Origin of the sequence: Brevundimonas sp., assembly GCF_051858995.1 — a bacterium.
GTDB lineage: Bacteria > Pseudomonadota > Alphaproteobacteria > Caulobacterales > Caulobacteraceae > Brevundimonas.
The window spans coordinates 505,383-530,422 of sequence record NZ_JBHYGN010000001.1 but is presented as its reverse complement, the minus strand read 5'-3'; the positions used below and the strand labels follow the sequence as shown (position 1 = coordinate 530,422).

General features: G+C 68.1%; 28 protein-coding genes. 17 read left to right on the top strand and 11 right to left on the bottom strand.

The window, feature by feature from the left end; genetic code table 11:
• From ACTIEF_RS02710 to ACTIEF_RS02695, 4 genes are all read right to left on the bottom strand, one after another.
• The coding region (locus tag ACTIEF_RS02710) for a CoA-acylating methylmalonate-semialdehyde dehydrogenase (protein WP_439470650.1) at positions 1-1,426 on the bottom strand (1,426 nt) is incomplete at its 3' end.
• A gap of 82 nt (positions 1,427-1,508) precedes the next feature.
• On the bottom strand, positions 1,509-2,399 hold the full coding sequence (locus ACTIEF_RS02705; RefSeq protein ID WP_439470649.1) for an alpha/beta fold hydrolase: 891 nt from the start codon (positions 2,397-2,399) through the stop codon (positions 1,509-1,511).
• 58 nt (positions 2,400-2,457) lie between these two features.
• Entirely contained in the window at positions 2,458-2,943 is a 486-nt protein-coding gene (locus ACTIEF_RS02700) for a Fur family transcriptional regulator (protein WP_439470648.1), read from the bottom strand.
• Between the two features lie 60 nt (positions 2,944-3,003).
• Positions 3,004-3,762: a hypothetical protein gene (locus tag ACTIEF_RS02695; RefSeq protein WP_439470647.1), complete on the bottom strand. Its 759-nt coding sequence runs from the start codon at positions 3,760-3,762 to the stop codon at positions 3,004-3,006.
• Positions 3,763-3,851: 89 nt separating this feature from the next.
• On the opposite strand from ACTIEF_RS02695, the gene ACTIEF_RS02690 reads away from it, so the two are divergent.
• On the top strand, positions 3,852-5,951 hold the full coding sequence (locus tag ACTIEF_RS02690) for a TonB-dependent receptor domain-containing protein (protein WP_439470646.1): 2,100 nt from the start codon (positions 3,852-3,854) through the stop codon (positions 5,949-5,951).
• A gap of 103 nt (positions 5,952-6,054) precedes the next feature.
• Positions 6,055-6,846 carry a SapC family protein gene (locus ACTIEF_RS02685; protein WP_439470645.1) on the top strand — a complete coding sequence of 264 codons (792 nt, stop codon included), beginning with the start codon at positions 6,055-6,057 and terminating at the stop codon, positions 6,844-6,846.
• 57 nt (positions 6,847-6,903) lie between these two features.
• Here the strand turns inward: ACTIEF_RS02685 and ACTIEF_RS02680 are convergent, their stop codons facing one another.
• Both ACTIEF_RS02680 and ACTIEF_RS02675 read right to left on the bottom strand, forming a co-directional pair.
• The gene (locus ACTIEF_RS02680) at positions 6,904-7,311 is read right to left on the bottom strand and encodes an acyl dehydratase (RefSeq protein ID WP_439470644.1); all 408 of its coding nucleotides are present in this window, start codon (positions 7,309-7,311) and stop codon (positions 6,904-6,906) included.
• Between the two features lie 13 nt (positions 7,312-7,324).
• Entirely contained in the window at positions 7,325-8,347 is a 1,023-nt protein-coding gene (locus ACTIEF_RS02675) for an NADP-dependent oxidoreductase (protein WP_439470643.1), read from the bottom strand.
• A 316-nt stretch (positions 8,348-8,663) separates the two neighbouring features.
• Here ACTIEF_RS02675 and ACTIEF_RS02670 point away from each other — a divergent pair, with 316 nt between their 5' ends.
• A complete protein-coding gene (locus ACTIEF_RS02670; protein WP_439470642.1) occupies positions 8,664-9,020 on the top strand; it encodes a hypothetical protein in 357 nt (118 codons plus the stop codon).
• A 59-nt stretch (positions 9,021-9,079) separates the two neighbouring features.
• Here ACTIEF_RS02670 and phyR read toward each other — a convergent pair whose 3' ends face one another.
• Complete coding sequence (phyR, locus tag ACTIEF_RS02665) at positions 9,080-9,874, bottom strand: anti-anti sigma factor/receiver protein PhyR (RefSeq protein WP_439470641.1); 795 nt, start codon at positions 9,872-9,874, stop codon at positions 9,080-9,082.
• 187 nt (positions 9,875-10,061) lie between these two features.
• Between phyR and nepR the strand changes: the two genes are divergently transcribed.
• The 6 genes from nepR to ACTIEF_RS02635 all read left to right on the top strand — a co-directional run bounded on the left by nepR (position 10,062) and on the right by ACTIEF_RS02635 (position 16,146).
• Positions 10,062-10,259 (top strand): anti-sigma T factor NepR, encoded by a 198-nt coding sequence (gene nepR, locus ACTIEF_RS02660; RefSeq protein ID WP_439470640.1) that lies wholly within the window; start codon positions 10,062-10,064, stop codon positions 10,257-10,259.
• The gene (locus tag ACTIEF_RS02655; protein ID WP_439470639.1) at positions 10,256-10,852 is read left to right on the top strand and encodes a sigma-70 family RNA polymerase sigma factor; all 597 of its coding nucleotides are present in this window, start codon (positions 10,256-10,258) and stop codon (positions 10,850-10,852) included. Before nepR ends, ACTIEF_RS02655 begins: the two co-directional genes overlap by 4 nt.
• A gap of 4 nt (positions 10,853-10,856) precedes the next feature.
• Entirely contained in the window at positions 10,857-12,635 is a 1,779-nt protein-coding gene (phyK, locus tag ACTIEF_RS02650) for a sensor histidine kinase PhyK (protein WP_439470638.1), read from the top strand.
• A gap of 40 nt (positions 12,636-12,675) precedes the next feature.
• The gene (locus ACTIEF_RS02645; protein ID WP_439470637.1) at positions 12,676-12,813 is read left to right on the top strand and encodes an entericidin A/B family lipoprotein; all 138 of its coding nucleotides are present in this window, start codon (positions 12,676-12,678) and stop codon (positions 12,811-12,813) included.
• 185 nt (positions 12,814-12,998) lie between these two features.
• The gene (locus ACTIEF_RS02640) at positions 12,999-14,657 is read left to right on the top strand and encodes an MFS transporter (RefSeq protein ID WP_439470636.1); all 1,659 of its coding nucleotides are present in this window, start codon (positions 12,999-13,001) and stop codon (positions 14,655-14,657) included.
• A gap of 37 nt (positions 14,658-14,694) precedes the next feature.
• Positions 14,695-16,146, top strand: a complete 1,452-nt coding sequence (locus ACTIEF_RS02635; protein WP_439470635.1) for an NAD-dependent succinate-semialdehyde dehydrogenase — start codon at positions 14,695-14,697, stop codon at positions 16,144-16,146.
• 6 nt (positions 16,147-16,152) lie between these two features.
• Here ACTIEF_RS02635 and ACTIEF_RS02630 read toward each other — a convergent pair whose 3' ends face one another.
• Positions 16,153-16,437 carry an ArsR/SmtB family transcription factor gene (locus ACTIEF_RS02630; protein ID WP_439470634.1) on the bottom strand — a complete coding sequence of 95 codons (285 nt, stop codon included), beginning with the start codon at positions 16,435-16,437 and terminating at the stop codon, positions 16,153-16,155.
• A gap of 85 nt (positions 16,438-16,522) precedes the next feature.
• Between ACTIEF_RS02630 and ACTIEF_RS02625 the strand changes: the two genes are divergently transcribed.
• Complete coding sequence (locus ACTIEF_RS02625; RefSeq protein WP_439470633.1) at positions 16,523-16,999, top strand: SRPBCC family protein; 477 nt, start codon at positions 16,523-16,525, stop codon at positions 16,997-16,999.
• 2 nt (positions 17,000-17,001) lie between these two features.
• Here ACTIEF_RS02625 and ACTIEF_RS02620 read toward each other — a convergent pair whose 3' ends face one another.
• Both ACTIEF_RS02620 and ACTIEF_RS02615 read right to left on the bottom strand, forming a co-directional pair.
• Positions 17,002-17,490 carry a hypothetical protein gene (locus ACTIEF_RS02620; protein ID WP_439470632.1) on the bottom strand — a complete coding sequence of 163 codons (489 nt, stop codon included), beginning with the start codon at positions 17,488-17,490 and terminating at the stop codon, positions 17,002-17,004.
• Between the two features lie 57 nt (positions 17,491-17,547).
• Positions 17,548-18,036, bottom strand: a complete 489-nt coding sequence (locus ACTIEF_RS02615; protein WP_439470631.1) for an Lrp/AsnC family transcriptional regulator — start codon at positions 18,034-18,036, stop codon at positions 17,548-17,550.
• A 135-nt stretch (positions 18,037-18,171) separates the two neighbouring features.
• Between ACTIEF_RS02615 and ald the strand changes: the two genes are divergently transcribed.
• Positions 18,172-19,287: an alanine dehydrogenase gene (ald, locus tag ACTIEF_RS02610; protein ID WP_439470630.1), complete on the top strand. Its 1,116-nt coding sequence runs from the start codon at positions 18,172-18,174 to the stop codon at positions 19,285-19,287.
• A 154-nt stretch (positions 19,288-19,441) separates the two neighbouring features.
• Complete coding sequence (locus ACTIEF_RS02605) at positions 19,442-20,464, top strand: alpha/beta hydrolase (RefSeq protein ID WP_439470629.1); 1,023 nt, start codon at positions 19,442-19,444, stop codon at positions 20,462-20,464.
• Here ACTIEF_RS02605 and ACTIEF_RS02600 read toward each other — a convergent pair.
• Positions 20,461-21,258: a hypothetical protein gene (locus ACTIEF_RS02600; protein ID WP_439470628.1), complete on the bottom strand. Its 798-nt coding sequence runs from the start codon at positions 21,256-21,258 to the stop codon at positions 20,461-20,463. The two genes, ACTIEF_RS02605 and ACTIEF_RS02600, sit on opposite strands and share 4 nt — an antisense overlap.
• Positions 21,259-21,412: 154 nt before the next feature.
• On the opposite strand from ACTIEF_RS02600, the gene obgE reads away from it, so the two are divergent.
• From obgE to rsfS, 5 genes are all read left to right on the top strand, one after another.
• Complete coding sequence (gene obgE, locus ACTIEF_RS02595; RefSeq protein ID WP_439470627.1) at positions 21,413-22,474, top strand: GTPase ObgE; 1,062 nt, start codon at positions 21,413-21,415, stop codon at positions 22,472-22,474.
• Positions 22,475-22,539: 65 nt separating this feature from the next.
• Entirely contained in the window at positions 22,540-23,538 is a 999-nt protein-coding gene (locus ACTIEF_RS02590; protein ID WP_439470626.1) for a DUF6624 domain-containing protein, read from the top strand.
• A gap of 48 nt (positions 23,539-23,586) precedes the next feature.
• Positions 23,587-23,769, top strand: a complete 183-nt coding sequence (locus ACTIEF_RS02585) for a hypothetical protein (protein WP_439470625.1) — start codon at positions 23,587-23,589, stop codon at positions 23,767-23,769.
• 65 nt (positions 23,770-23,834) lie between these two features.
• The gene (locus tag ACTIEF_RS02580; protein ID WP_439470624.1) at positions 23,835-24,509 is read left to right on the top strand and encodes a nicotinate-nucleotide adenylyltransferase; all 675 of its coding nucleotides are present in this window, start codon (positions 23,835-23,837) and stop codon (positions 24,507-24,509) included.
• Positions 24,510-24,626: 117 nt separating this feature from the next.
• Positions 24,627-25,031 carry a ribosome silencing factor gene (gene rsfS, locus ACTIEF_RS02575; protein ID WP_439470623.1) on the top strand — a complete coding sequence of 135 codons (405 nt, stop codon included), beginning with the start codon at positions 24,627-24,629 and terminating at the stop codon, positions 25,029-25,031.
• Positions 25,032-25,040 lie beyond the last annotated feature (9 nt).

Sequence of the window (25,040 nt, the reverse complement as noted above, 5' to 3'; positions counted from 1 at the left end):
TGACCTTGGTCCAGAACTTCACGCCTTCCATGCCGTGCTGGTTGGTGTCGCCGAAGGCCGAGCGCTTCCAGCCGCCGAAGGTGTGATAGGCGACCGGAACCGGGATCGGCACATTGATGCCGACCATGCCCACGTTGACGCGGGCGGCGAAGTCGCGGGCCGCGCGGCCGTTCTGGGTGAAGATGGCGACGCCGTTGCCGTACTGGTGCTTGGATGGCAGCGACAGGGCCTCCTCGAAGCTGGCGGCGCGCATGATCTGCAGCACCGGGCCGAAGATCTCTTCCCTGTAGGACTCCATGTCCGGCTTCACGTGGTCGAACAGCGACGGCCCGACGAAATAGCCGTTCTCGTGACCCTGCAGGGTGAAGCCGCGGCCGTCGACGACCAGTTCGGCGCCATCCTTGACACCCTGGTCGATCCAACCCTCGACGCGCGCCTTGTGGGCGGCGGTGACCACGGGGCCGTAGTGGGCCGAGGCATCGGTCGAGACGCCGACGCGCAGGGTGTCGATCTCGGCGACCATGCGTTCGCGCAGCTCGTCAGCGGTCTTCTGGCCGACCGGCACCACAACCGGCAGAGCCATGCAGCGCTCGCCCGCCGAGCCGAAGGCCGCGCCGGACAAGTCCTTGATGACCTGGTCCATGTCGGCGTCGGGCAGGACGATGCCGTGGTTCTTGGCGCCGCCCATGGCCTGGACGCGTTTCCCGTGCTGGGCGCCCATCTGATAGACGTAGTGGGCGATGTCGGACGAGCCGACGAAACTCACGGCGTGAACCAGCGGGTGGGTCAGGATGGCGTCGACGGCGGTCTTGTCGCCGTGAACGACGTTCAGGACGCCGGCGGGGGCGCCCGCCTCAATCATCAGTTCGGCCAGACGCACCGGCACGGACGGGTCACGCTCTGAAGGCTTCAGCACGAAGGTGTTGCCGACGGCGATGGCGACGCCGAACATCCACATCGGGATCATGGCCGGGAAGTTGAACGGGGTGATGCCCGAGACCACGCCCAGCGGCTGGCGCATCGAATAGACGTCGATGCCGGGACCGGCGCCCCAGGTGTATTCGCCCTTAAGCGCATGCGGGATGCCGCAGGCGAACTCGATGACCTCCAGACCACGCTGGATGTCGCCCTTGGAGTCGGCGATGACCTTGCCGTGCTCCGAGCTGAGCAGTTCGGCCAGCTCGTTCATGTTGGCCTCGACCAGACGCTTGAACTCGAACATCACCCGGGCGCGGCGCTGGGGGTTGGTCGAGGACCAGCCTTCGAAGGCGGCCTGGGCGGCCTGGACCGCGCGATCAACCTCGCCGGTCGTGGCCAGCTGGACGCGGGCCTGAACCTCGCCGGTGTTCGGATTGAACACGTCGCTGAACCGATCCGAAGCGCCGGTGAACGACGCGCCGCCGATGAAGTGATGGATGTCACGCATGATGTAGGCGTTTCCCTGAACCGAACTGTCGTTCTTGTTGGCGGCGGTTTAGCGGCTGGCGACGCGGGGCGCCAGCACAGCCTCAGACCGCCGCGTCGAACAGGGCGTCGCGGGCGACGTCGGCCTTGAGCATGGGGAAGAAGTGGGTGCCGCCGTGGACCGTCTCGACAGTGACATGCGGCAGGCCCGGCAGGCCCGGCGACGGGAAGCAGGTCGAACCCGCCTCGGCCTTGAGGATGCGGACCGGGCGATTGACCCGCTTCAGCGCCTTCCAAGGATCATGCGACTGGGCGGCGTAGTTGGAGGCCTCCCACTCGGGACGACAGGCCAGGGTGAGGCCCTCGGAGGTTTCGACCAGACCATCGGCCAGATAGTCGGCGATCATCATTTCTGGCCAGCCCCGGAAGGCGCCGCGTCCCGAGTAGGCGGCCAGAGCCTGCTCGCGGCTGTCGAACACGGCCCGACGCCGCAGCGCGCCCTTCACCAGCGGAATGCGCGAGGCCAGTCGGTCGAACACCGGCAACTGGAACAGGGTCACGACGATCCGCCCCCAGATGACCGGGTCCATCAGGACCAGTTTCGACACCCGGTCCAGGCGCTCGGCCGCGGCCAGAAGGGAGGAGGTGCCGCCCATCGAATGCCCGGCCAGCACCACCGGCGGGCCGTCCAGCGTGTCCAGCAGAGAGACCAGATCGTCCCGGTGATCCGACCAGCCGCGACGGTTGGCGGGGTCGGTCGGCAGGGTGGTGTGGCCGTGGCCGCGCAGGTCCGGCGCCCAGATGCGCAAGGTCCCGGACAGGGGCGCCAGCAGGGTGCGGTAGGTCATGGCGTTGAAGCCGTTGGCGTGGACGAAGACCAGATCCACGGGCCGCTTCGGATCGCCGAAATCGAGAACGGACATGTCTCCGGCGCCCCACCGGTTCTCGACCGGCAGGCTCAGGCGACGGGGCGGGGAGAGCCGGATCGCGTCCATGGGGCAGAAATAGAACTCCGGAAGCGTGTTTTCCAGAAAAACCGACGCGAGCGTACGGTCAGCCGGGGACGCGGCAGGCCCGGCAGCGGCCGTGGGCTTCGATGGTCGTGCGCTCGATGACATAGCCAGCGGCGCCCGCGGCGCTGTCCAGCCCGTCCGCGACGGTGGCCGAGACCTCTTCGGTGGCGCCACAACAGTCACAGATCAGGAAGGCGGCGGCGTGGTCAGCCTTGCCCGTGGAGCAGGCGACATAGGCACTGATCGAGGCGATGCGGTGGGCCAGTCCCTTGCGCTCGAGGAACTCCAGCGCGCGATAGACGGTCGGCGGCTTGGCCGGCTGGCCGTCCTCTCCGAAGCGGGCGATCAGGTCATAGGCCTTCACGGGCTCGCCCGCCGAGAGCAGCAGTTCGAGCACCCGCAGCCGGGCCGCGGTCATGCGTTCGCCCTCGCCGGTGAGGCGCGCGTCGGCGGCGGCCAGGGCCGAAGCCACGGTCGAGGCGGACGGCGGACCGTCGTGATGGTGATGATGACAGGCGTCGCCCATGCCGCGAGAGCTAATGCTTCCCCTGCCCCGCTGCAACCGTGACGACTGCACGCGACCGTTTCACGCCGGTTCCGCCGCGATGACATAGTCGAAACCGACGTGCAGCCCATCGCCGGATTTTGCCAGCCCATGGCCTTCGGCGCGCAAGGCCTCGATCCGTCCCGCCAGGGCCTCGGCCAGCGCCCGGTCGGCGATCTTCGGCAGGCGGCGCACCGCCATGTCCAACTGCCCGTCCACCCAACGCGCCCGGTAGCGGTTGGGGAAGCGCTTGGCGCTGAGGATGCGGAAACCCGCCTCCATCAGCCGGTCGCGCACCCATTCCGCCGGAAACTCGCGATAGGGGGTCTCGTCCGCCAGCAGCAGGCAGACGTCGCGCAGCCGCCCGATCTCGCGCACGCAGCGGGCCGCCGCGTCCGGAACCTCGCCGACGACATAGGGGTCCAGACCGGTGATGTAGAGCCTGCGCCCGACCATCGGCTTGAGGCGGCGCAGCAGGTCTTCCTGGAAGTAGGGGCTGAAGCCCTCAACCGCCCCGATCAGATAGTCGGCAAGGACCACATCATGGACCTCGCCTTCCAGCAGGGCGGGATCCATCCAGTTGCCTACCAACAACCGGTCCTGAAGGCGCAGCCGGGCGTCGACCGCCTCTCGGACCTGCCGGGCGTGGCCGGGCGCGGCGGTGACGGCGGTCCAGCGCGTCGTCGTCGGCAGGGCGGTCATCCATTCCGCCGAGTTCACGCCGACCCCGGCGTCGAGGACGGAGCCCCATGGCTCCTGCCCCTGAAGCGTCTCGATGTAGCGGAAGAGGCCGCTGACCATGCTTATCTACCCCGGCCCCGGGCGGAGCTATTGCAAAGTGTAACAGTATAACATATCCCGACAAGCACGTTCATCGTCGGGTCCTCATTATGCGTCTTTCTCTGCTTCTGACCGCCGCCAGTGGCTTCGCCCTGGCCGCCGGCGCCGCCTTCGCCCAAACCGCTCCTGTTCCCGCCACCGCCCAGCCGACCGAGCTGGAAGAGGTGGTGGTCACCGCGATCCCGCTGGGCCGCGGCGCCAATGACATCGTCTCCAGCGTCGCCGTTCTGGGCGGCGATGAACTGGTTCATCGTCGTCAGGCCACCCTGGGCGAGACCCTGTCGGGCATTCCCGGCGTGAACTCCGACACTTTCGGCGGCGGCGCCAGCCGTCCGGTCATCCGCGGCCAGACCTCGCCGCGCGTCCGGGTGCTGAGCAATGGTTCGGCCCTGATGGACGCCTCGGAAATCTCGCCGGATCACGCGGTCAGCGTCGAGCCGTTGCTGGTCGAGAGCATTGAAATTCTGCGCGGTCCCAGCGCCCTGCTGTACGGCGGCGGCGCCATCGGCGGCGCGGTGAACGTGGTGGATCGCCGGATCCCGACCCGCGCGATCGAAGGCGTCACCGGCGCCGTCGAGGCCCGCGCCGGCACCGCCGATGACGAACGCACCGTCGTGGCGGGCGTGACCGCCGGCGTCGGTTCGTTCGCCCTGCGCCTTGAGGCCCTGAAGCGCGAGTCCGGCGACTACGCCGTCCCGACCTATCAGCCGCCGCACCACGAGCATGAGGAAGGCGAAGAGGAGGAGCACGAAGAGACCGGCCCGTTCGACCGTCTCGCAGGCTCGTTCAACGATACCAGCACCGTGACCGTGGGCGCATCCTGGATCGGGCAGCGCGGCTATCTGGGCGTCGCCTATACCGAGCAGGACAGCAACTACGGCCTGCCGGGCCACACCCATGAATACGAAAGCTGCCACCCGCACGGTTCGTCCATCCACTGCGGTGGACATGACGGGGGCGAAGATCACGACCACGACCACGAGGCGGGCGAGCACACGCCGCCGGTGATCGACCTGCGCAGCCGTCGCGTCGATGTGCGTGGCGAACTGCGCCAGCCCTCGCCGTGGATCGAGCGGGTCAGCCTGCGCGCCGGCTTCACCGATTACGCCCACGACGAGAAGGAGGGCGACGAGGTCGCCACCACCTTCACCAACGAAGGCTACGACGCCCGGGTCGAGGTCGAGCACGCCCAGATCGGCGTCGTGCGCGGCGTGGTCGGCGTCCAGTCCTCGCGCAGCGATTTCGCCGCCATCGGGGAGGAGGCCTTCCTGCCGGAAAGCCGCACCACCTCCAACGCCCTGTTCGCGATGGAAGAGGCCGCCTTCGGCGACCTGCGCTTCGAGGTCTCGGCCCGTCAGGAATGGCAGGAGGTCGAGGCCGTCGGTCAGTCGACCGTCAAGCACGAACCGTTCTCGATCTCGGGCGGCGCGGTGTGGAGCTTCGCGCCGGAATGGTCGGTCGCCGGTTCGCTGTCGCGGTCGCAACGCGCCCCCTCGGCCCAGGAACTGTTCGCGGACGGCGTCCACCTGGCCACCAACACCTATGAGATCGGCACGGCGACGCTGGACACCGAGACGGTCAACGCCGCCGAGGTGTCGCTGCGCCGCACCCGTGGCGACACGACCCTGACGCTGGGCGCCTACCGGTACGGCTATGACGGCTACATCTTCGCCGACACCCTGGACCAGTTCGAGGACTTCCGCCTGATCCGCTACAGCCAGGCCGACGCCGTCTTCACCGGCGTCGAGGGCGAGGTCACCCACCGCTTCGCGCCGTGGATTTCGGCCACGGTCTTCGGTGACTACGTCCGCGCCAAGTTCGACAACGGCGGCGGCTCCGTGCCACGCATCCCGGCCGCCCGCCTCGGCGCCCGCGCCGAGTTCCTGCAGGGCGCATGGTCCGGCGACGTCGAATACCAGCATGTGTTCGAGCAGGACGATATCGCGGCCTTCGAAACCGAGACGCCCGGCTATGAGATGATCAACGCGACGGTGGCCTATGACTTCACCGCCGGTCCGGTCGGCGCCCAGGTCTATCTGCGCGGCAACAACCTGCTGGACGAGGTGGCGCTGAACCACGCCTCGTTCCTGACCGACGTGGCTCCGCTGCGGGGTCGCAATCTGGTTCTCGGCGTGCGGGCTACGTTCTGAGGTCAGACGCGCGTCGAACAACCCACACGGGCGACCGTTTGCCGGTCGCCCGTGTCTGGGCTAGAACGCCCGCCTTCCTCTTTTTTCAGAGCTGACCGCGTTCATGACCGACACTACCGCCCAGACCGCCGGCCTGTCCGGAAACGTCCTCTTCTACAACCAACCTGAACCCCTGTCGGTCGAAGCGCACGGCGCCCTGGGCGTCGATGCCGTTGACAAGCCCTACGCCTTCACCGCCGCCACCAACCTGGTGCCGCTGACCGTGACCGAGTTCGCTCCGGCCGCCCTGTCCTACCCGGTGATCTTCGTCGGCGAGGCCAAGCAGCCGGTCGTCGTGATGGGCCTGCGGCCGGGTGAAAACCTGTTCGTCAGTCCGGACGGCGACTTCCGCGCCGAGGCCTATATCCCGGCCTACGTCCGCCGCTATCCGTTCGTCTTCGCCAACGACGACGCCGCCAAGCGCCTGATCCTGTGCGTCGACCGCGGCGCGGCCTTCCTGAAGGAAGGCGGCGAGACCCCGCTGTTCGTCGATGGCCAGCCGTCGCCGTACACCCAGCAGGCCATGGAGTTCTGCAACAATTTCGAACAGGAGCGTCAGCGCACCGAGGCCTTCGTGGCCCTGCTCAACGAGCTGGACCTGTTCGAGACCAAGGAAGCGGTCTTCACCCCGCGCAACCCGGACGGCAGCGCCGCCACTCCGCAGAAGCTGGCCGAGTATTTCGCCATCTCGGAAGACAAGCTGAAGACCCTGTCGCCCGACAAGATCGCCGAACTGCGCGACAACGGCGCCCTAGGCCAAATCTACGCCCACCTCGTGTCGCTGCTGGGCTGGGATCGTCTGATCGCCATGGCCTTCCAGCGCGCCGCCCAGTTCCCGGCGGCCGCTAACGCCTGATCGGCGCCAAGGTTGAAATGAAAGAAGGCCCCGCAGGCGACTGCGGGGCCTTTTTCATTACCGCCGGGCCAGCAATGACCGGGTCAGGCAGGAGAAGATCAGCCGCCCCGCCTCATCCAGCATGTCATGCTGGGCGATGACGATGCCCTTCTCGTCCCCGACCGGGTCCTTGCCCATGACGGTCATCCGTCCGCGCATCAGCTCGCCCGCAGGCGGATTGCGCAGATAGCGCAGGCCGTCGACCGCCAGCACCTTGGACTGGGCCCAGCCCGCCGCCTTGTCGGCGAACAGGCGGCTCCACAGAGCGTAGACCATGGCGTCCGGCGCGCCGTAGGCCGGGTCCCAGCCGGGTAGGAAGCGTTCGACGAACACCTCCAGCGCGGCCTGATCGACCATGCAGGCGCCGAGCGGCACGACCTCGCCGACGCCCAGATCCTCGAAATGGACGTGCAGAGTTTCAGTCATGCCGGGCGCTCCATCAGGCCGCCGGCTCTTCCGACACCCGAACCAGCAGCTTGCCGTCGTGGTCGCCGGTGAACAAGCGGTTCAGCGAGTCGAGCGCGACCTCCAGACCGTCATCGACGTGGACCTTCCATTTCACCCGACCGTCGGCCAGCATCGGACCGACCTCGGCCACCATCTCCTTGCCGCGATGGCCGTAGTCGAGGACCAGGAAGCCTTGCACGTCGAGGCGATGGGTGATGATCCGGCTGAAGTTCGGCGACGGCGGCATCTTCGTCGCATTGTAGGACGAGATCAGGCCGCAAACGGCCATTCGGCCATGGACCTTCAGGCGGTTGAAGACGGCGATCATGATGTCGCCGCCGACGTTCTCGAAATTCATCTCGAAGCCGTCGGGCGCCAGTCGGTCCAGGGCCTCGCCGACATCCTCGTTCTTATAGTCGATGGCGGCGTCGAACCCGAGGTCCTCGGTCAGCCAGCGGCATTTGTCCGGGCCGCCGGCGATGCCGATGACGCGGACGCCGCGCGCCTTGGCGATCTGGCCGGCGATCGAGCCGACGGCGCCGGCGGCGGCCGAGATGACGATGGTTTCGCCTTCCTTGGCCTTCAGCACATCGGTGACGCCCGCCCAGGCGGTCAGGCCGGTCATGCCCAGCACAGACATGTTGGCGGTGAGCGGCAGACCCGGCGCGCGATGCACGCGCGAGGCGGCGGCGTCAGGGATCACGGCGTAGTCGGCCCAGCCGCCCGCGGCGGTCGAGACAATGTCGCCGTCCTTGAAGCGGTCGGACTTGCTCTCTTCGACCACCCCCAGGGTCAGGCCGCGCATGACACCGCCTAGCGGCACGGCGGGCAGATAACCCTCGGCCTCGTTCATCCAGGTGCGGTTGGTCGGATCCAGCGACAGATAGATGGTGCGGACCAGGATTTCGGAGTCTTTCAGATCGGGCAGTTGCGCCTCGACCAGCTCCAGATCGCCCGGCTGGATCAGGCCCTTGGGTCGCTGACGCAGCACCCACTGACGGTTGGTTCGGGCCATGGGACTTCCTCCGGGTTTTCTTTCAGGACGCGCATAGTGGCGAGACCGGCGCGCCTGTCCAGCCGGGAAAAGAAAAAGGCGGACCGCAGAGGGTCCGCCTTGAGTGGCATCATCGAGAATGAGGTGCGGAGGCGACAGACTGGCTGTGGCCAGTCTCAAGTCGGGGGGGCGTCGTCGCCTCCGCAGACTGATAACGAGGCGCCCTGAAAGCAGTTCCGGAGGCGCGTCGATTTTTTCGCGCGTGACGGGAGGCCGGAACGGCGGCGTCCGGCGAGGCGTTGGAGCGGCGACCTTTTTCGCCACCGGAGGCCTCGCCATGACTCATCAATCCCCCCACGACAAAGCCGCCGACGCCGTCCATGAAGGCCGTCCCGTGGAAGCCCAGTATGTCCGTGGCGGCCGGGGCGGGGTGCGCATCCTGACCGTGCTGATCGTTTCAGCAGGCGCTGCGGCGATCCTGCTGCTGGGCATGTGGTTCGTCAGCAACGGCGGCTTCGACGCTACCAACGCCAACAACGGCCAGCAGCCGGTCGACGCCCAGGCCTTCAGCGGAGACGCGGCGACCCCACCCACCGCCGATGCGCCCACGACCGCGACCGGACAGCCCACCAACCCGCCGACGGGCGAAGCGCCCAACATCAACGCGCCGACGACCTCCGCGCCCGCGCAATAAGAAAAAGGCCCCGGTCCTGCGACCGGGGCCTTTCTTCAGGCCTCAGAAGGCGGAAACGGTCAGGCCGCTTCCTTCTGGCGCGAAGGGTGGAAGAACAGCGCCTGGCTGATCGCCGCCTTCACCGTCTCCGGCTGGAAGGGCTTGGTGATCAGGAAGGTCGGCTCTGGACGCTCGCCGGTCAGCAGACGCTCCGGGAAGGCGGTGATGAAGATCACCGGCACGTCGATCCGCTTGAGGATGTCCTTGACCGCATCAATGCCGGACGAGCCGTCAGCCAGCTGGATGTCGGCGAGGACCAGACCCGGACGGTGACGCGAGACGGCGTCCACAGCTTCATCGTGGGTGGTGGCGGTGCCGGTGACGCGGTGGCCCAGCTCCTTCACCAGGCTCTCGATATCGGCCGAGATGATGGCCTCGTCCTCGATGATCAGGACGTCGGTGGCCAGTTCGGCGTCAATATCCGACTGGGCTTCCGAGATCAGGCGTTCGACGTCGAGGGCGTCGGCGTCGAGGATCTGGGCGGCTTCGGAGGGGGTGAAGCCCTCAAGCGCGGTCAGCAGGAAGGCCTGACGCGACTTGGGCGCGATCCGCATCAGGCGGCCCGAGGCGTCGTCGCGGCCTTCGATGCCGCTCTTGTCTTCCAGCTGGGCGCCGGTCGAGGCCCAGATGGCGTGGAACACATGATAGAGGGCGACGCGCGGCGTCATGTCGGCGGGCAGCTGACGCTCGCCGGCGGCGAGGGCCTCAAGCGCCACGCGCACATAGTTGTCGCCAGTGGTCTGGTCGCCGGTCAGCGCCCGGGCATAACGGCGAACATAGGGAAGGTGCGGCGCAAGGCGGGCCAGCAGGCTCATACTCGAAGTCCCCGACAGATTTGCGGCCCCCGGAATCGGGACCGTAGCAGTCACTCGAAACGTATCAAATCAGTCACGGTTCCCGCCGCCGCAAGAAAGCTTGAGCATATTTTGGTTCCATGGCCGGAACCCAGCGGAAGGCATGGCGTTTCGGGCTTCTACAAGTAGTGGGTGGCGACCAATTTCAATGACAGAGAATTCCAACCCTCCGGGAAAACCGGCCAAGGGCGGAGCCGGCCTTGAGGAGGCTCGCCTCCGTCAACAGGCCATCGGCGTGAAGCTGAGGCACATGTTCGACGAGGTGGTGAACGAGCCGGTGCCGGACGAGTTTCTGGATATCCTGCGTCGCGCCGACGAGCGTGATCGCGGGGGGAGCGGCGCATGACCGGCGCCCCCAAGCCGCCGTCGGCTGACGACAACGCGTTCAAGAAAGAGCTGGTCGCGCTGATCCCGCACCTGCGGGCGTTCGCGCGCACCCTGACCGGAGACCCCACCGCGGCCGACGATCTGGCCCAGGACGCGATGATGAAGGCGTGGGACGCCCGCGCCAGCTATCAGATGGGCACCAACATGAAGGCCTGGACCTTCATGATCCTGCGCAACCAGTTCTATTCCGAGAAACGCCGTTCGTGGCGTCAGTCCCAGCTGGACCAGGAGGCCGCCGAGCGGACCCTGGTGGCCGTGGACGATCCGGAATCGCCGGTGGCGCTGGACGAACTGCGACTGGCTCTGGCCACCCTGCCCGAGGAGCAGCGTGAAGCGCTGATCCTGGTGGGCGCCGGGGGCTTCGCCTACGAGGAAGCCGCAGAGATCTGCCAGTGCGCGGTCGGCACGGTGAAGAGCCGCGTCTCGCGCGCCCGCAAGGCGCTGCAGGCGACGCTCGAAAAGGGCGGCTACGCCCGCGACGGGCGCGCCGCCGGCGACGCCATGCGTTCCATCCTCGCCGCCGCGGATCGCCTGAGCAGCGTTCGGAACTGAGCGGGTGCGGCTGGGACGCGCACTCGGTCGGGGACTGGGAAGGGGGCTGGCCCAGCCGAAATTCCAGGGCATCCGCTTCCGGCTGGGCGTCGCCCTGGCGCTCGCCCTGCTGCCGATCCTGTTGCTCGGCGCCTTCCAGGCCCAGCAGCAGTTCCGCGATCAGGACATCGAACGGCGGCAGGACCTGCAACTGGCCGCCGAACGCACCGCCGCCAGCGCCAAGGCGCGACTGGATTCGACCAGCGTCCTGCTTCAGGCCCTGCGTCCCGAGGCGCTGGAGATCTTCTGCGAACCCCGACTCACGGCGCTCGTTGATCGACTGGATGATCTGGAGGGCCTCGCCCGCTTGACCGCCACCGGCCAGACCACCTGCGCCTCGCAAGGCCTCGCCGCCGCCCCGCCGCCCTGGCTGGTCGACGCCCGGCGCAGCGCCTGGTTCCAGCGCCTGCGCGCCGGGGAAAGCACTGTTCTGGCCCGCGCCCCGGAAGCGCCCGGGCGCCCCCCGGGACTGGTCGTCGCCTTGCGGCTGGAGCGCCCGCTGGGCGCCTTCGACGGCGCCATGATCGCCATCATTCCCCTGACCTCGCTGCAGCCCGACGTCGCCGACGCCGCCCTGCCCGAGGGATCGCAGGCCGCCCTGACCGATGCACAGGGCCGCATCCTGACCGCCACCGACGTCGAGGCCTTCCGACTGGAGGGCGGCGAGAGCCTGAGCGGCTGGGTGGACCGGGCGCGCGAGCAGGGCTCCTCGATCTTCGAAGCCGATTCCGATGGCCGCCACCGCGTCTTCGCCGGAGCGGCGCTGGCGGGGCGCGATGTATACGCGCTGCTGTCAGCCCCCTCGCCGGGCCTGCTATCCTGGGCGCGCCTGAACCCGGTCGGCCTGCTGCTGATGCCGCTGGCCGCCTGGCTGGCCGCCTTCGTCTCGGTGATGCTGTTCAGCGAGCGGATCGTGGTGCGCTGGCTGGACTATCTGGAGCGGATCGCCGCCATCTACGCCCGGGGCCGGTTCTCGGTGCGCCCGGTGCAGGCGGTCAACGCCCCGTCCGAAATCCGGGTGCTGGCCAAGACGCTGGACGAGTTGGCGGAGACGATCACCACCCGCGACGCCGCCCTACAGGCCTCGGTGGCCGAGAAGGACGCGCTGATGCGCGAGATCCATCACCGGGTGAAGAACAATCTGCAGATCATCTCGTCCCTGCTGTCGATGCAGCAGCGGGCGCTGAAGGACGAACCGGCCAAGGCGGCGGTGGGCGACACCCGCCAGCGGATCGCGGCCCTGGCCCTGATCTATCGCACCCTCTACCAGAGCGATGACCTTCGCTACGCCGACGCGCGCATCTTCCTGACCGAACTGGTCGGCCAGTTGATCGCGAGCGAGAGTGGACGCGGCCATCTGGTGACCTCGTCGGTCGAGGCGGACTCTCTCGTCGTCGATCCCGACAAGCTGGCGCCGCTGGCCCTGTGGCTGGTCGAGGCGGTGACCAATGCGCAGAAGCACGCCTTCGCCGGACGCGGCGGCGACCTGAAGGTCCGCTTCCGGGTGCAGGGCGACACCAGCGTGCTGGAAGTGCAGGACAACGGACCTGGGGTCAGCGAGAGCGAGCGGGCCGGAGTCGGCCGCACCCTGATGGGCGCCTTCGCCAAACAGCTGCGCGGCGAGGTCGAGATGCTGCCCGCCGAAGGCGGCGGCGCCGTCGCCCGCATGACCTTCGCCACCCCCGAGGCCGTGGTCCCCATGGACCCCGCCGACCTGGGAACCGGGGACGCGCCGCGACGTTGATCATCCAGACGCCTCCCCCGGGCCTCAAGGAGTTCAAAAGATGCGCAAGATCTTCATTCTGGTCGCTGCGGCCGCCGCCCTGACCACCGCCGCCTGTAACACCGTTTCCGGCGTTGGCCGTGACGCCTCCGCCGCCGGCAACGCCGTCACCGGCGCGGCGGAAGACGCCAAGAACTAAACCGTTCTGACTTCCCGGCCCGCGGTTTCCCCCGACGCGCAGGCCGGTTGAAAAAGGCCCGCCGGCTTTCCCCTCCGGCGGGCCTTTGCACGTCCGGAATCAGCCCTCTTGCGCCCCACGCGGCGCGGTCTAGCATCCCCGAAGAAGCGCCCGCAGATGGCGATCACAACGCGGGGAGGCGTTGAATGACGGAAGCGGTTGAGACCCGGGATGGCCCGGGCCTGAAGACGGTCGTGGGCGCCTCGGCGGCGGGGACGGCGTTCGAGTGGTACGACTTCTTCGTCTTCGGCTCTCTGGCGACCGTCATCGCCAAGCATTTCTTCGCCGATGCGGGCGAGACCGTCAGCTACATCATGGCCCTGCTGACCTTCGGCCTCGGCTTCGTGGTGCGCCCGCTCGGCGCGCTGGTGTTCGGCTGGTTCGGGGATCGCACCGGGCGCAAGACGACCTTCCTCGTGACCATCACCCTGATGGGTCTGGCCACGGTGGCCATCGGCATCTTGCCGGACTACGGCGCCATCGGCATCGCCGCGCCCATCCTGCTGCTGATCATGCGGATGTTGCAGGGCTTCGCCCTGGGCGGCGAGTACGGCGGCGCGGCCATCTATGTGGCCGAACATGCGCCGGTGAAGAAGCGCGGCCTGCTGACCGGCTGGATTCAGACCACCGCCGCCATGGGCCTGATCGGCGCGCTGGCGGTGATCCTGACCACCCGCGCCATCGTCGGAACCGAGGCCTTCGACGAATGGGGCTGGCGCATCCCCTTCCTGCTGTCGGCCCTGCTGCTGGCGGTGTCGCTGTGGATCCGGCTGAAGCTGAACGAGAGCCCCGCCTATCAGCGGATGGAGGCCGAGGCCGGTGAGAACCGCGCCCCCTATCGCGAGGCTTTTTTCCAATGGGGCAATGGCCGCTTTGTCCTGATCGCCCTGTTCGGCATCATGATCGCCCAGGGGGCGGTCTGGTACTGCGGCTATTTCTACACCCGCTTCTTCATGGAGAAGGTGCTCAAGGTCGACACCAACACCGTCGATCAGCTGGTGCTGATGGTCACGGTGGCTTCGGCCTTCCTCTACATCTTCTTCGGCTGGCTGTCGGACAAGGTCGGGCGCAAGCCGGTGATGCTGTTCGGCATGATCCTGGCGTTGGTCGCCTTCTTCCCCGGCTTCCACGCCCTGACACGCGCCGCCAATCCGGCGTTGGCCGAGGCGCAGGCCTCAAGCCCGGTGACGGTATTGGCCGATCCCGCGGACTGCCACCTGCTGTTTGACCCCATCGGCAAGGCGGTCTTCTCCAGCTCCTGCGACGTGGCCCGGATCGCCCTGTCGAACGCGGGCGTGCCCTACGCCACCGTCGCGGGCCCGGCGGGCGCGCCGGCGGAGATCCATGTCGGCGGCGCCGAGGTGGCCTCGTTCGACGGCGGACGTCTGAGCCCGGCCGACCTGAAGACCGCGCGCACCGATCTGGAGACCCGCGCCAGGGCCGCCCTGACGGCGGCGGGCTATCCCGCCAAGGCCGATCCGGCGCGGATCAACATGCCGCTGACCTTCGCCATCCTGATGATCTTCATGGTCGCGGCCTGCGCCCTATACGGCCCGCAGGCGGCGGCGCTGGTCGAGCTGTTCCCGACCCGGGTGCGCTACACGGCGATGAGCCTGCCCTACAATATCGGCACCGGCTGGGTCGGGGGCCTGCTGCCCGCCGCCAGCTTCGCTCTGGTGGCGGCGTCCGGGAATATCTATTTCGGGCTCTGGTATTCGGTCGCCTTCACCGTCGTGGCGGTCATCGTCAGCCTGATCTGGCTGCCGGAGACCAAGGGCCGCGACCTGGACACGATCGAGACCTGACGCGTTTCCCCGTTCCTCCCCGAACCGGATGAAGATCATGACCCAGACGCCCCGCGACGCCGGACTGAAGCTCCTGCGTGAACACGCCTTCATCGCCGGAGAGGCCGTGACCGGGTCCGCCCGCATCGCGGTCGATGATCCCGCCACCGGCGAGATCATCGGCCACATCCCCGATCTCGGCGTCGCCGAGACCGAGCGGGCCATCGCCGCGGCGGTCGAGGCCTTCCCCGGCTGGTCGCGATCCGATCCGCACAAGCGCGCCGCCTTCCTGCGCGAATGGGCGCGGCTGATCGACGAGAACACCGAGGGTCTGGGCGCCCTGATGGCGCTGGAGAACGGCAAGCCGTTCGAGGAGGCCAAGGGCGAGGTCGCCTACGCCAACGGCTTCATCAAATGGTTCGCCGGACAGGCCGAGCGGCTGATCGGGGAAACGCAGGACAGCCCGCTGGGCCACGTCATCCTGACCTTCCGCGAGGCGGTCGGCCCCTGCGCCCTGATCACGCCCTGGAACTTCCCGGCGGCCATGCTGACCCGCAAGCTGGGTCCGGCCTTCGCGGCGGGCTGCACCGCCGTGGTGAAGCCGGCCAGCCAGACCCCGTTCACCGCCCTGGCGCTGGCGGAACTGGCCTATCAGGCGGGTCTGCCCAAGGGGGCGCTGAGCGTCATCACCGGCGATGCGGCGACCATCGGCGGGGTGCTGACCGCCTCGCCCGACATCCGCAAGCTGAGCTTCACCGGCTCCACCCCCGTGGGCCGCAAACTCGCCGAGCAATGCGCCCCGACCCTGAAGCGGGTGTCGATGGAGCTGGGCGGCGCGGCGCCGCTGATCGTCTTCGCCGACGCCGATCTGGACCTCGCCGTGGCCGAGACCATCAAGGGCAAGTTCCGCAACTCGGGCCAGACCTGCGTCTGCCCGAACCGGGTCTATGTCGAAGCTTCGGTGGCGGAGGAGTACGCGGCCAAGCTGGCGGCCGAGGCGGCGAAGATCGCGGTCGGCCCGGCCTTCGAGCCTGGGGTGAAGGTCGGTCCGCTGATCGAGGACAAGGCCATCGCGAAGGTGGAAGATCACCTGACCAAGGTGCAGGCGGCGGGCGGCAGGGTGCTGACCGGCGGCACGCGCCATGAGCTCGGCGGCCGCTTCTTCCAGCCGACCGTGACCCTGGGTGGCGACGACAAGCTGTTCCGCGAGGAAGAGACCTTCGGCCCGCTGATTCCCGTCTTCCCGTTCGACAGTGAGGAGGAGGTTCTGGCCAAGGCCAATGACAGCGAGTTCGGCCTGGCCTCCTATCTGTTCACCCGCGATCTGGACCGCGCCTTCCGCATCGGCCGCCACATCGAGGCGGGCATGTGCGGGGTGAACACCGGCCTGATCTCGACCGCCGTCGCGCCCTTCGGCGGGGTGAAGTCCTCCGGCTACGGCAAGGAGGGCTCGGTCCACGGCATTGACGAATACGTGGACATCAAGGCCGTGACCCTGGCGCTTAAGTAGGCGTCGTCAGCCTTCCAGATCGGTCTTCAGCCGGTCCAGCACATCCACGGCCCGCGCCGCGTGCGGGCCGATCCAGCGGTCATGCACCTGTTTGATCGGCAGGGGGTTGAGGTGGTTCCACCGCTCCCGCCCCTTGCGCTGGACGATGATCAGATCGGCCGCTTCCAGCACCTTCACATGCTGCATGACCGTGCAGCGATCCAGCGGCTGAAATCGCTCGCAGAGCGCCCCGGTCGTCTGCGGCGCATCCTTCATCGCATCCAGCATCTCGCGACGAACACCGGCCGACAAAGCCTTGAAAACGCGGTCCTGATTCGCCTCGGTTGACATGTTATAAGAATATAACATTATGGCCCGCAAACAAGGAGCCCGCCCCATGGAACTGAAGTTCAAGGTGTCCGGCCGCATCGCCCGGCCGGTCGAGGAGGTGTTCGAGGCCGTCGCCGATCCGGCGAAACTGTCAGCCTATTTCACCACCGGGGGCGCGGTGGGCCGGATGCAAACGGGTGCGACTGTACAATGGGAGTTCGCCGACTTCCCCGGCGCCTTCCCGGTCGAGATCGTCGAGGTCGAGCCGAACCGTCGCATCGTTCTGCAATGGGAAGCCAATGAAGGCCCGCCCGACGACGGCGATCCGGTCGTCCGCGCCGCCTATATGACCACCGTGGTCTTCACCTTCGAGCCGCTTGACGACGGCCGGACGCTGGTGACCATCGAGGAAGGCGGCTGGCGCGAAACCCCGACCGGACTGAAGGCCGCCTTCGGCAACTGTCAGGGCTGGTCACAGATGCTGGCGGCCCTGAAGGTCTGGGTCGAGCACGGCATCAACCTGCGCGAGGGGTTCTACGTCTGAAATCAGGCGAAGGCCCAGCCCGGGCCCTCGCTGTCGGCGGGCGGCGGCGCCTTGCGCCGGACCGTCGGACGAACCCCGGCCTGACGTCCCGAAGCCAGCGGACGCAGGCGCGCGACCACGATCCCAACCCGCGCGCCCAGCGCCCTGACGAGCGGCTTGAGCCGGGTGTTGGCGGCGATCAGGCTGACGGCGGCTGCGGCCTCGACATAGGCGAGGATGTCTCCGGCGGCGAGCAAGGCCAGCTCCGCCGGCAGGAACTGGATCATCAGCAGGGCGCCACCGATAATCAGGGCGCTGCGCAGGGCCGAGCCGGAGAAGGCATCGACGAACCAGCGGGTGATGCGATCAGCGACCCGGCGGTCCACCAGCGCGGCGCCGGAGAACAGGACGACCAGACCGGGCAGGAAGACCCCGCCGCCTGTTGCGACCGCTACGACCAGCCAGAAAATTCCGAGCAGAAAAATCCCGCTCCAGCGCGCCGTCTGCCCCATGGTCCGCCCCTGTTCTAGCTCCGCCATGGAGGTGGGGCGTGAGGAGTGGGATGCAAGTCAGACTGGCAGCGCCCCGCGCTTGACCACCGTCCGCATCGCCACGCTGGACGACACCCGCGTCACCCCCGGGATGCGGGTCAGTTCGCGCGAGTGGACGCGCTCCAGATCGTCCACGTCCCGCACCACCAGCCGCAGCAGATAGTCCGAGCCGCCGGTCATCAGATAGCATTCCACCACCTCCGGCACGGTGGCGATGGCGGTCTCGAAGGCGGTCAGGGAGGCTTCGGCCTGCGAGGACAGGGTCACGGTCACGAAGACGCTGATCGGCAGGCCCACGGCGCGCTCATTGATGATAGCGGCGTAGCGGCTGATGACCTGGGCGCTCTCCAGCGCCCGCAGGCGACGCAGGCAGGCGCTTTCGGACAGGTTCACCGCCCGGGCCAGATCGGCATTGGTCATCCGCCCGTCACCCTGAAGCGCGCGAAGCATCTTCCGGTCGGTATCGTCGAGCGCCACAGCGGAAACCGTCTTCAAGACGCACCTCATTCGCAGATTCTGCGACTGTATGTCGTTCAGTCAGCGAAAAGAACAGGAACCTGCGCGCGGACCGTCGCTAGATTGCGCGCGAAACGCGGCCGCCGCAGAGTGGGCCCGTCACCGGTTCAGGCAAGGAAACATCCCATGCGCGTCGGCGTCCCCAAGGAAATCAAGAAGAACGAACATCGCATCGGCCTGACGCCAACCGCGGTGCGCGAATATGTGGCCCACGGCCATGCGGTCTCGATCGAGAAGGGCGCCGGTCTGGGCGCCGGCTTCACCGACGCCGACTACGTCAAGGCGGGCGCCAAGATCGTCGACACCGCCGCGGAAATCTTCGCCAGCAACGACATGATCGTGAAGGTGAAGGAGCCGCAGAAGGTCGAGTGGGAGATGCTCCGCGAAGACCAGATCCTGTTCACCTACCTGCACCTGGCGCCGGATCCCGAGCAGACCAAGGGCCTGATCGCCTCGAAATGCGCCGCCGTCGCCTATGAGACGGTGACCGACGCGCGCGGCGGCCTGCCGCTGCTGGCCCCCATGTCGGAAGTCGCCGGCCGCATCGCCGTCTTCTCGGCCGCCGAGACCCTGCTGAAGCACAACGGCGGCATGGGCCTGCTGTTCTGCGGCGTTCCGGGCGTGGCCCCGGCCCGCGTACTGGTGCTGGGCGGCGGCGTCGTCGGCCTGAACGCGGCCCGCATGGCCATGGGTCTGGGCGCTGAAGTCGTCGTTCTCGAACGCTCGATCCCGCGCATGGCCTATATCGACGAAGTCACCCAGGGTCGGGTCATCACCCGCTACTCCTCGATCGGCGCGATCGAGGAAGAACTGGTCAAGGCCGACGTCATCATCGGCGCCGTTCTGGTTCCGGGCGCTGAGGCGCCCAAGCTGATCAAAAAAGAGCATCTGAAGCTGATGAAGCCCGGCTCGGTGCTGGTCGACGTCGCCATCGATCAGGGCGGCTGCTTCGAGACCAGCCACGCCACGACCCACGAAGACCCGACCTACGTCATCGACGGCGTCGTCCACTACTGCGTCGCCAACATGCCGGGCGCCGCCCCGCGGACGTCGTCGGAAGCCCTGAACAACGCCACCCTGCCCTTCGGTCTGGCGCTGGCCAACAAGGGCCTGGACGCGCTGAAGGACAACCCGCACCTGGCGCGCGGCCTGAACGTGCTGAAGGGCGAACTGACCTATCCGGCCGTCGCCGAGGCGCTGGACATGCCGTGGAGCGATCCGTACGGCGTCTGGGCCAAGTAAGGCTCACGAGAGACTGACAGGCGGGCGGGATCGAAGATGGTCCCGCCCGTTTTCGTTTCGGCCCCATGAGATTTTCTGGGGGCAGGCTGGAGTTCTTATTCTTTGTGACGCGCCGCCCGCCGTGGCGAACTCCTCCGACACAGGGAGGCGATGGATGGCCCGGACCAGATTCATCCTTGTTGCGGTACTAGCGGTGACGGCGGCGTTCGGCGCGCCCGCCTGTGGCGACCCACCGGAGGCGAAGTCCGCCTCAGCAGCGGCGCCGACGACAGCGTCCGAAGAACAGCCGGGCACCCGGATCGGCGTCTGGCGGCAACCCGCGGGTCTAGTCCAGAGCCCCATCTGGCCCGGCGTCGCCCCGGACATGGACGGCGTCACCTGGGCGCCCGAAAGCGTCCTGACGAGATACACGCCCGAGGCCGTCGGCGGCACGATCTCCCAGGCCGTCCTCGACGTGTCTGTCCCGACCATGACGGTCTTCCCGCCGAAAGGTCACAACACCGGCGCAGCCGTCATCGTCTTTCCGGGCGGAGGCTTCCGGGCGCTGGCGCTGACCATTGAGGGGACGGAAATCTGCGCCTGGATCACGGCGAAGGGGATGACCTGCATCCTGTCCAAATATCGCGTTCCGGGCACCAATCACTACTGGAACCCCGACTGCCGCTGTTCCATCACGCCTGACGTGCCCCGCGCCCTTCAGGACGCCCAGAGGACCATTCGCCTCGTTCGCGCCCACGCGGTTGAACTGGGCGTTCAGCCCGACAAGATCGGCGTCATGGGCTTTTCAGCGGGCGGCTATCTGGTGGCCCAGACCAGCAACATCTTCGAGCCGACCTATACGACCATCGACGCCATCGACCGCGTCAGCAGTCGGCCCGACTTCGCCATAGCCTTCTTCCCGGGCCACATCTGTCGGCGGGGCCGGGTCTATGAGCCCGGCTTCGAGGTCAGCCGCCGCGCACCGCCGACCTTCCTGTTGCAGGCGTGGGACGACGACGTCGACGACATCTGCAACAGCACCCACTACGCGCGCGCTCTCGACGACGCCGGGGTTCCGGCCGAGGTCCATCTGTTCGCCAGCGGCGGCCACGCCTTCGGCCTGAGGCGGAACCACAGCCCGGACACCGTCTGGCCCGGACTGCTGGAAAACTGGCTGAAGGGGATCGGCGTCCTCTAGATCAGCAGGGACACCAGTCCGCCGCCCATGTCGCTGCTGACCTGCTGGATATTGCGATCCATCTCTGACACCGCCTTGTCCAGTTCCGCCGCCTCCTGCGGAAACAGAGCGTCGTCCTCGCCCGCCTTGGCCTTCTCGGTGGCCTGACGCACCAGCGCCTTCAGCTCGGCGGCCATCTGGCGGACATCGGCCATCAATTCGGCGTCAGCGCGCTGCTCATTACCCCGGCGGGCCATCTCGACGGCGCGGGCCTGCTGTTCGTTGATCGCCTGCTGATAGGGATTGGCGGACTTGGCGTCCGTCTTTCCCTCGGACGTCTCCTTGCCTTCGCCCTGGGCCTGATCGGTCGAGCCGGCCTCGGTCACGACGCCCTGGGCGTTCGCCGCGGCCTCCGCGCCGTCGCCTGCCGCCCCCGCCTCTCCGGTGGTGGAAGCGGCGGGGGCGCCGGTCGCGGACACGCCCGAGGCGTTTCCGCCCGCCGCCGCATAGGCCTTCACCGCCTGACCCAGTTCGCGCGCCAGCTGGGCCGCGACCCGCGCCGTGCCCTCGGGATCGACGGTCGCCATCGACCGCAGCATCTGCAGTCGGGCCTTGAGCTGTTCGATCCTCTGGCGCGCGGCCGCCTTGCGCTCGTCCGACGCCTCGCTGGAGCGAGCCTTGAGGGTTTCCGCCGCGGCCTTGGCCTCGCGCAGCCGAGCCTCAGCCGCCGCCTTGAGCCGGTCCTCGCGCGCGGTCGTGTCCGCCGTCTTTGACGGCGTCAGCAGGCTGAACAGGTTGTCCGGCGTGATCTTCACGGACCGGGAGGGTGAGGTGATGCGGCCGGAACGGCAAGGGTTGGAAGCCGAACGACAGGCCGCGCCTGTAAATCGCCGCTCTCTTGGGGTATAGCCCCGGCGCTCAAGCAGCGAGCGACCGCGTCGCGAGCGGTAGCGCCAAAGAAATCCCGCGATGAAGTTCCTCGACCAGGCCAAGATCTATATCCGCAGCGGCAACGGCGGCGGCGGCTCCGTGTCCTTCCGACGCGAGAAATTCATCCCGAACGGCGGGCCGGACGGCGGCGACGGCGGCCATGGCGGCAACGTGTGGATTACGGCCGTCGACGGGCTGAACACCCTGATCGACTATCGCTACCAGCAGCATTTCAAGGCCCAGACCGGCCACCACGGCCAGGGCCGTCAGATGCATGGCGGCAAGGGCGAGGACGTGATCCTGAAGGTGCCGGTCGGCACCCAGGTGCTGGACGAGGACAAGGAGACGGTCCTGCTGGACATGGACCGCGCCGGCATGACCGAGATGCTGCTCAAGGGCGGCAACGGCGGCTGGGGCAACACCCGGTTCAAGGGGCCGCAGAACCAGGCGCCGACCTACGCCAACCCCGGTCAGGAAGGTCAGGAGCGCTGGATCTGGCTACGCCTGAAGCTGATCGCCGACATCGGTCTGGCGGGCCTGCCGAACGCGGGCAAGTCGACCTTCCTGTCGGCGGCCAGCGCGGCCAAGCCCAAGATCGCCGATTATCCTTTCACCACCCTGGCGCCGAACCTGGGCATGGTGGACCTGAGCCCGACCGAACGGTTCGTCATCGCCGACATCCCCGGCCTGATCGAGGGCGCCTCGGAAGGCGCCGGTCTGGGCACCCGTTTCCTGGGTCACGTCGAACGCTCCGCCTCGCTGATCCACCTGATCGACGGGACGCAGGAGGATGTGGTCGAGGCCTGGCGGATCATCCGGGGCGAACTGGACGCCTATGGCGAAGGGCTGGCGGACAAGACCGAGCTGCTGGCGCTGAACAAGATCGACGCCCTGTCGGAGGAAGAGCGCGCCGAAAAGGCCGCGGCCCTGAAGGCCGCCTCGGGCAAGACGCCATATCTGGTCTCCGGCGTGTCCGGGGAGGGCGTGACCGAACTGCTGCGCGCCGCCTGGATCGAGGTCCGCAAGACCCGAGGCGAGCTGACCCGCGTCGATGACGAGGATGAGGGCGTGGTCGAGACGCCGGGCGGCTGGCAGCCCTAAGCCCAAGGCCTTGATCCTGCCTTGAAGCGCCGCTGTTCTCTGAGCTCGAGAACGGAGGGGCTTCCATGTTTCGACACGCGATGCTGACGGCGGGCGCCATGGCCGTCGCGCTGGGGCTGGGCGGGTTTCAGGACGCGCCCCGCCCGATGCCGGAACTGAGCCCCGCGCTCGCCGCGCTGGCGGAAGACGCCAGCGCCGCGCGAACCTTCGATTACATGGCGCTGAAGGCCGAAGGCGTGGACCTGCGGGCCATGTCGGTGGCGGCCTATCTGCGCGCGATGAAGGACGGCGGGCGCTGCCCGACCGACGCCGAACAGGAGGTGCTGGAAGGCACGGCGGCGGCGATCGACGCCGCCGATCGCGCCGCCTTCGATGACGACCGCGCCGCCGCGGCCGACGCCTGGGCCAAGTGGACGATCTTCGCCGAGGGCATCGAGAACGGGCAGGTCGCGACCGATCCGCCGTTCAGCAACGTCTCGGCCCGCTATGCCCGACTGGAGGAAGAGACCAACCCCCGCTCGCGCGAGCTGATGCGGCGGGCGGCGAAGGACCAGCTGTATCGACAGGACTGGTCCGCGGGCGCCCGGATCTGGGGCGAGCTGAGCCCCGGCGCCAACGGACGGGTGCGGGCGCGGATGTCCCGCGCCATGTGTCAGGTGGACCGGGAGAACACCCAATGGCTGAAGGCCGATGTGGCGACGAACGGCTGGTTCACCATTCCAGCGAACGGTCAGCGGGCATCGAGCGCCGCCTGGCTGATGGCCCAGCACGCGGATCGGGACCGCGACTTCCAGCGGCATGTGCTGACGCTGATGGAGCCGCTCGTCGAGACGGGCGAGGTGTCGAAGGGCAACTACGCCTATCTGTGGGACCGGATCGCGGTCGGCGAAAACCGGCCCCAGCGCTACGGCAGCCAGGGGATGTGCACCGCGCCCGGTCGCTGGGAGCCGAACACCCTTGAGGACCCGGAACAAGTGGAGGCGCTGCGCGAATGGGCCGACATCGGTCCGTTGAGCCAATACCAAGAGCGGATGAACACGGTCTGCGCGGACTTCGAGGGCTGACGGAACAGGTTGGCCGCCCGTCGCTTCCCTCCTGCAAAGGAGAACGACATGGCCGATCCGAAACAGAGCGAGGGCCGCGAGGCCAATGGCGCCATGCCCGGCGGCAAGCCCGACGCCTCCACCTCCGAGGCACAGGTGAAGCGCACCGGCGAGGCCTCCCGGCGCAAGGCGGGACCGGATGGCCCGGATGCGACCGAGGTCGGCGACACCTTCAAACGTTCCCCGCACTGATCAAGCGCGACAGCCGGATTTCCGCGTGTTAGGGCACGGGTGAGCATAAGTCGCGCGAGCCCGCCTTGTCCTTCTTCCACGCCGGTCCCGCGCCGAAAAACCCCGGTCCTCGCCGGGGCGCCCTGCGCGACGGTCTGGACCTGAAGCCGGGCATGTCGGTCGGCCTGTTCGGCGGCTCCTTCAACCCTGCCCACGACGGACACGCGCATGTCGCCGAGACCGCCCTGCGCCGACTGGGGCTGGACCGGGTGGTGTGGCTGGTCTCGCCGCAGAACCCGCTGAAGGACCCGCGCGAAAGCGCCCCGCTGGCCGAGCGCATGGCCTCGGCCGCCTCCGCCGCCCGACTGGCCGCCACCGGCCCGTCGATGATCATCTCGGACGTCGAGACGCGGATGGGCACCCAGTGGACGGTTGACACCCTGCGCGCCCTCGTGGCCCGGCATCCCGGGGTGAAGTTCGTCTGGCTGATGGGCTCGGACAACCTGGCCAGCTTCCACAGATGGCGCGGCTGGACCGACATCATGCGGTTGATGCCGATGGCGGTGATCGCGCGGCCGGGCTCGCTGCTGGACAGCCGCACGGCCCCCGCCGCCAGCCGCTTCGCCGCCGCCCGCGTGCCCGCCGAACGCGCCCGCCTGCTGTCCTCCATGCCCGCCCCGGCCTGGACCTATCTGACCGCACCGCTCAATCCACGCTCCTCCACGGCCCTGCGTCAGGCCGCCAACAGCCGCGGTGCGTGACGGCGGGCGGCCTTTGTGCTAGGCTGCCGCTTTAGTAACCACCCCCGGAGCCCTCCGCTGACCCCCTCTACCGCGTATGACGCGCACGATGACGCCGTTTCCAACACGGCGCACGAGATGGACGAGATCGAACCCGTTCACTCCGAAGACGGTCAGCAGGCTCCCCTTCCCGTCGGCCTGACCGAGCTGGAAAACGCCATTCTGGCCAAGCTGGATGATGACAAGGCGCAGGACATCGTCCTGATCGACCTGCGCGGCAAAAGCCCCATGTCGGACGCCATGATCGTGGCTTCGGGCCGCTCGCACCGCCACGTCGGCGCGCTGGCCGACCACCTCCAGCGGCTGATGAAGGAAATGGGTCTGGGCAAGGTCAAGGTCTCGGGCCTGCCGCACTGCGACTGGGTCCTGCTGGATGCGGGCGACGTGATCGTCCACCTGTTCCGCCCGGAAGTGCGCACCTTCTACAACATCGAGAAGATCTGGTCGGTCGACAGCGGCCACCGCACCGACAGCCGCGCCTGATCGGCTGAG

Bases quoted from the DNA above. Each gene is read 5' to 3' on its own strand.
- ACTIEF_RS02705 (WP_439470649.1), bottom strand. From the start codon at position 2,399: ATGGACGCGATCCGGCTCTCCCCGCCCCGTCGCCTGAGCCTGCCGGTC.
- ACTIEF_RS02700 (WP_439470648.1), bottom strand. From the start codon at position 2,943: ATGGGCGACGCCTGTCATCATCACCATCACGACGGTCCGCCGTCCGCC.
- ACTIEF_RS02695 (WP_439470647.1), bottom strand. From the start codon at position 3,762: ATGGTCAGCGGCCTCTTCCGCTACATCGAGACGCTTCAGGGGCAGGAG.
- ACTIEF_RS02690 (WP_439470646.1), top strand. From the start codon at position 3,852: ATGCGTCTTTCTCTGCTTCTGACCGCCGCCAGTGGCTTCGCCCTGGCC.
- ACTIEF_RS02685 (WP_439470645.1), top strand. From the start codon at position 6,055: ATGACCGACACTACCGCCCAGACCGCCGGCCTGTCCGGAAACGTCCTC.
- ACTIEF_RS02680 (WP_439470644.1), bottom strand. From the start codon at position 7,311: ATGACTGAAACTCTGCACGTCCATTTCGAGGATCTGGGCGTCGGCGAG.
- ACTIEF_RS02675 (WP_439470643.1), bottom strand. From the start codon at position 8,347: ATGGCCCGAACCAACCGTCAGTGGGTGCTGCGTCAGCGACCCAAGGGC.
- ACTIEF_RS02670 (WP_439470642.1), top strand. From the start codon at position 8,664: ATGACTCATCAATCCCCCCACGACAAAGCCGCCGACGCCGTCCATGAA.
- phyR (WP_439470641.1), bottom strand. From the start codon at position 9,874: ATGAGCCTGCTGGCCCGCCTTGCGCCGCACCTTCCCTATGTTCGCCGT.
- nepR (WP_439470640.1), top strand. From the start codon at position 10,062: ATGACAGAGAATTCCAACCCTCCGGGAAAACCGGCCAAGGGCGGAGCC.
- ACTIEF_RS02655 (WP_439470639.1), top strand. From the start codon at position 10,256: ATGACCGGCGCCCCCAAGCCGCCGTCGGCTGACGACAACGCGTTCAAG.
- ACTIEF_RS02645 (WP_439470637.1), top strand. From the start codon at position 12,676: ATGCGCAAGATCTTCATTCTGGTCGCTGCGGCCGCCGCCCTGACCACC.
- ACTIEF_RS02640 (WP_439470636.1), top strand. From the start codon at position 12,999: ATGACGGAAGCGGTTGAGACCCGGGATGGCCCGGGCCTGAAGACGGTC.
- ACTIEF_RS02635 (WP_439470635.1), top strand. From the start codon at position 14,695: ATGACCCAGACGCCCCGCGACGCCGGACTGAAGCTCCTGCGTGAACAC.
- ACTIEF_RS02625 (WP_439470633.1), top strand. From the start codon at position 16,523: ATGGAACTGAAGTTCAAGGTGTCCGGCCGCATCGCCCGGCCGGTCGAG.
- ACTIEF_RS02620 (WP_439470632.1), bottom strand. From the start codon at position 17,490: ATGGGGCAGACGGCGCGCTGGAGCGGGATTTTTCTGCTCGGAATTTTC.
- ACTIEF_RS02615 (WP_439470631.1), bottom strand. From the start codon at position 18,036: ATGAGGTGCGTCTTGAAGACGGTTTCCGCTGTGGCGCTCGACGATACC.
- ald (WP_439470630.1), top strand. From the start codon at position 18,172: ATGCGCGTCGGCGTCCCCAAGGAAATCAAGAAGAACGAACATCGCATC.
- ACTIEF_RS02605 (WP_439470629.1), top strand. From the start codon at position 19,442: ATGGCCCGGACCAGATTCATCCTTGTTGCGGTACTAGCGGTGACGGCG.
- obgE (WP_439470627.1), top strand. From the start codon at position 21,413: ATGAAGTTCCTCGACCAGGCCAAGATCTATATCCGCAGCGGCAACGGC.
- ACTIEF_RS02590 (WP_439470626.1), top strand. From the start codon at position 22,540: ATGTTTCGACACGCGATGCTGACGGCGGGCGCCATGGCCGTCGCGCTG.
- ACTIEF_RS02585 (WP_439470625.1), top strand. From the start codon at position 23,587: ATGGCCGATCCGAAACAGAGCGAGGGCCGCGAGGCCAATGGCGCCATG.
- rsfS (WP_439470623.1), top strand. From the start codon at position 24,627: ATGGACGAGATCGAACCCGTTCACTCCGAAGACGGTCAGCAGGCTCCC.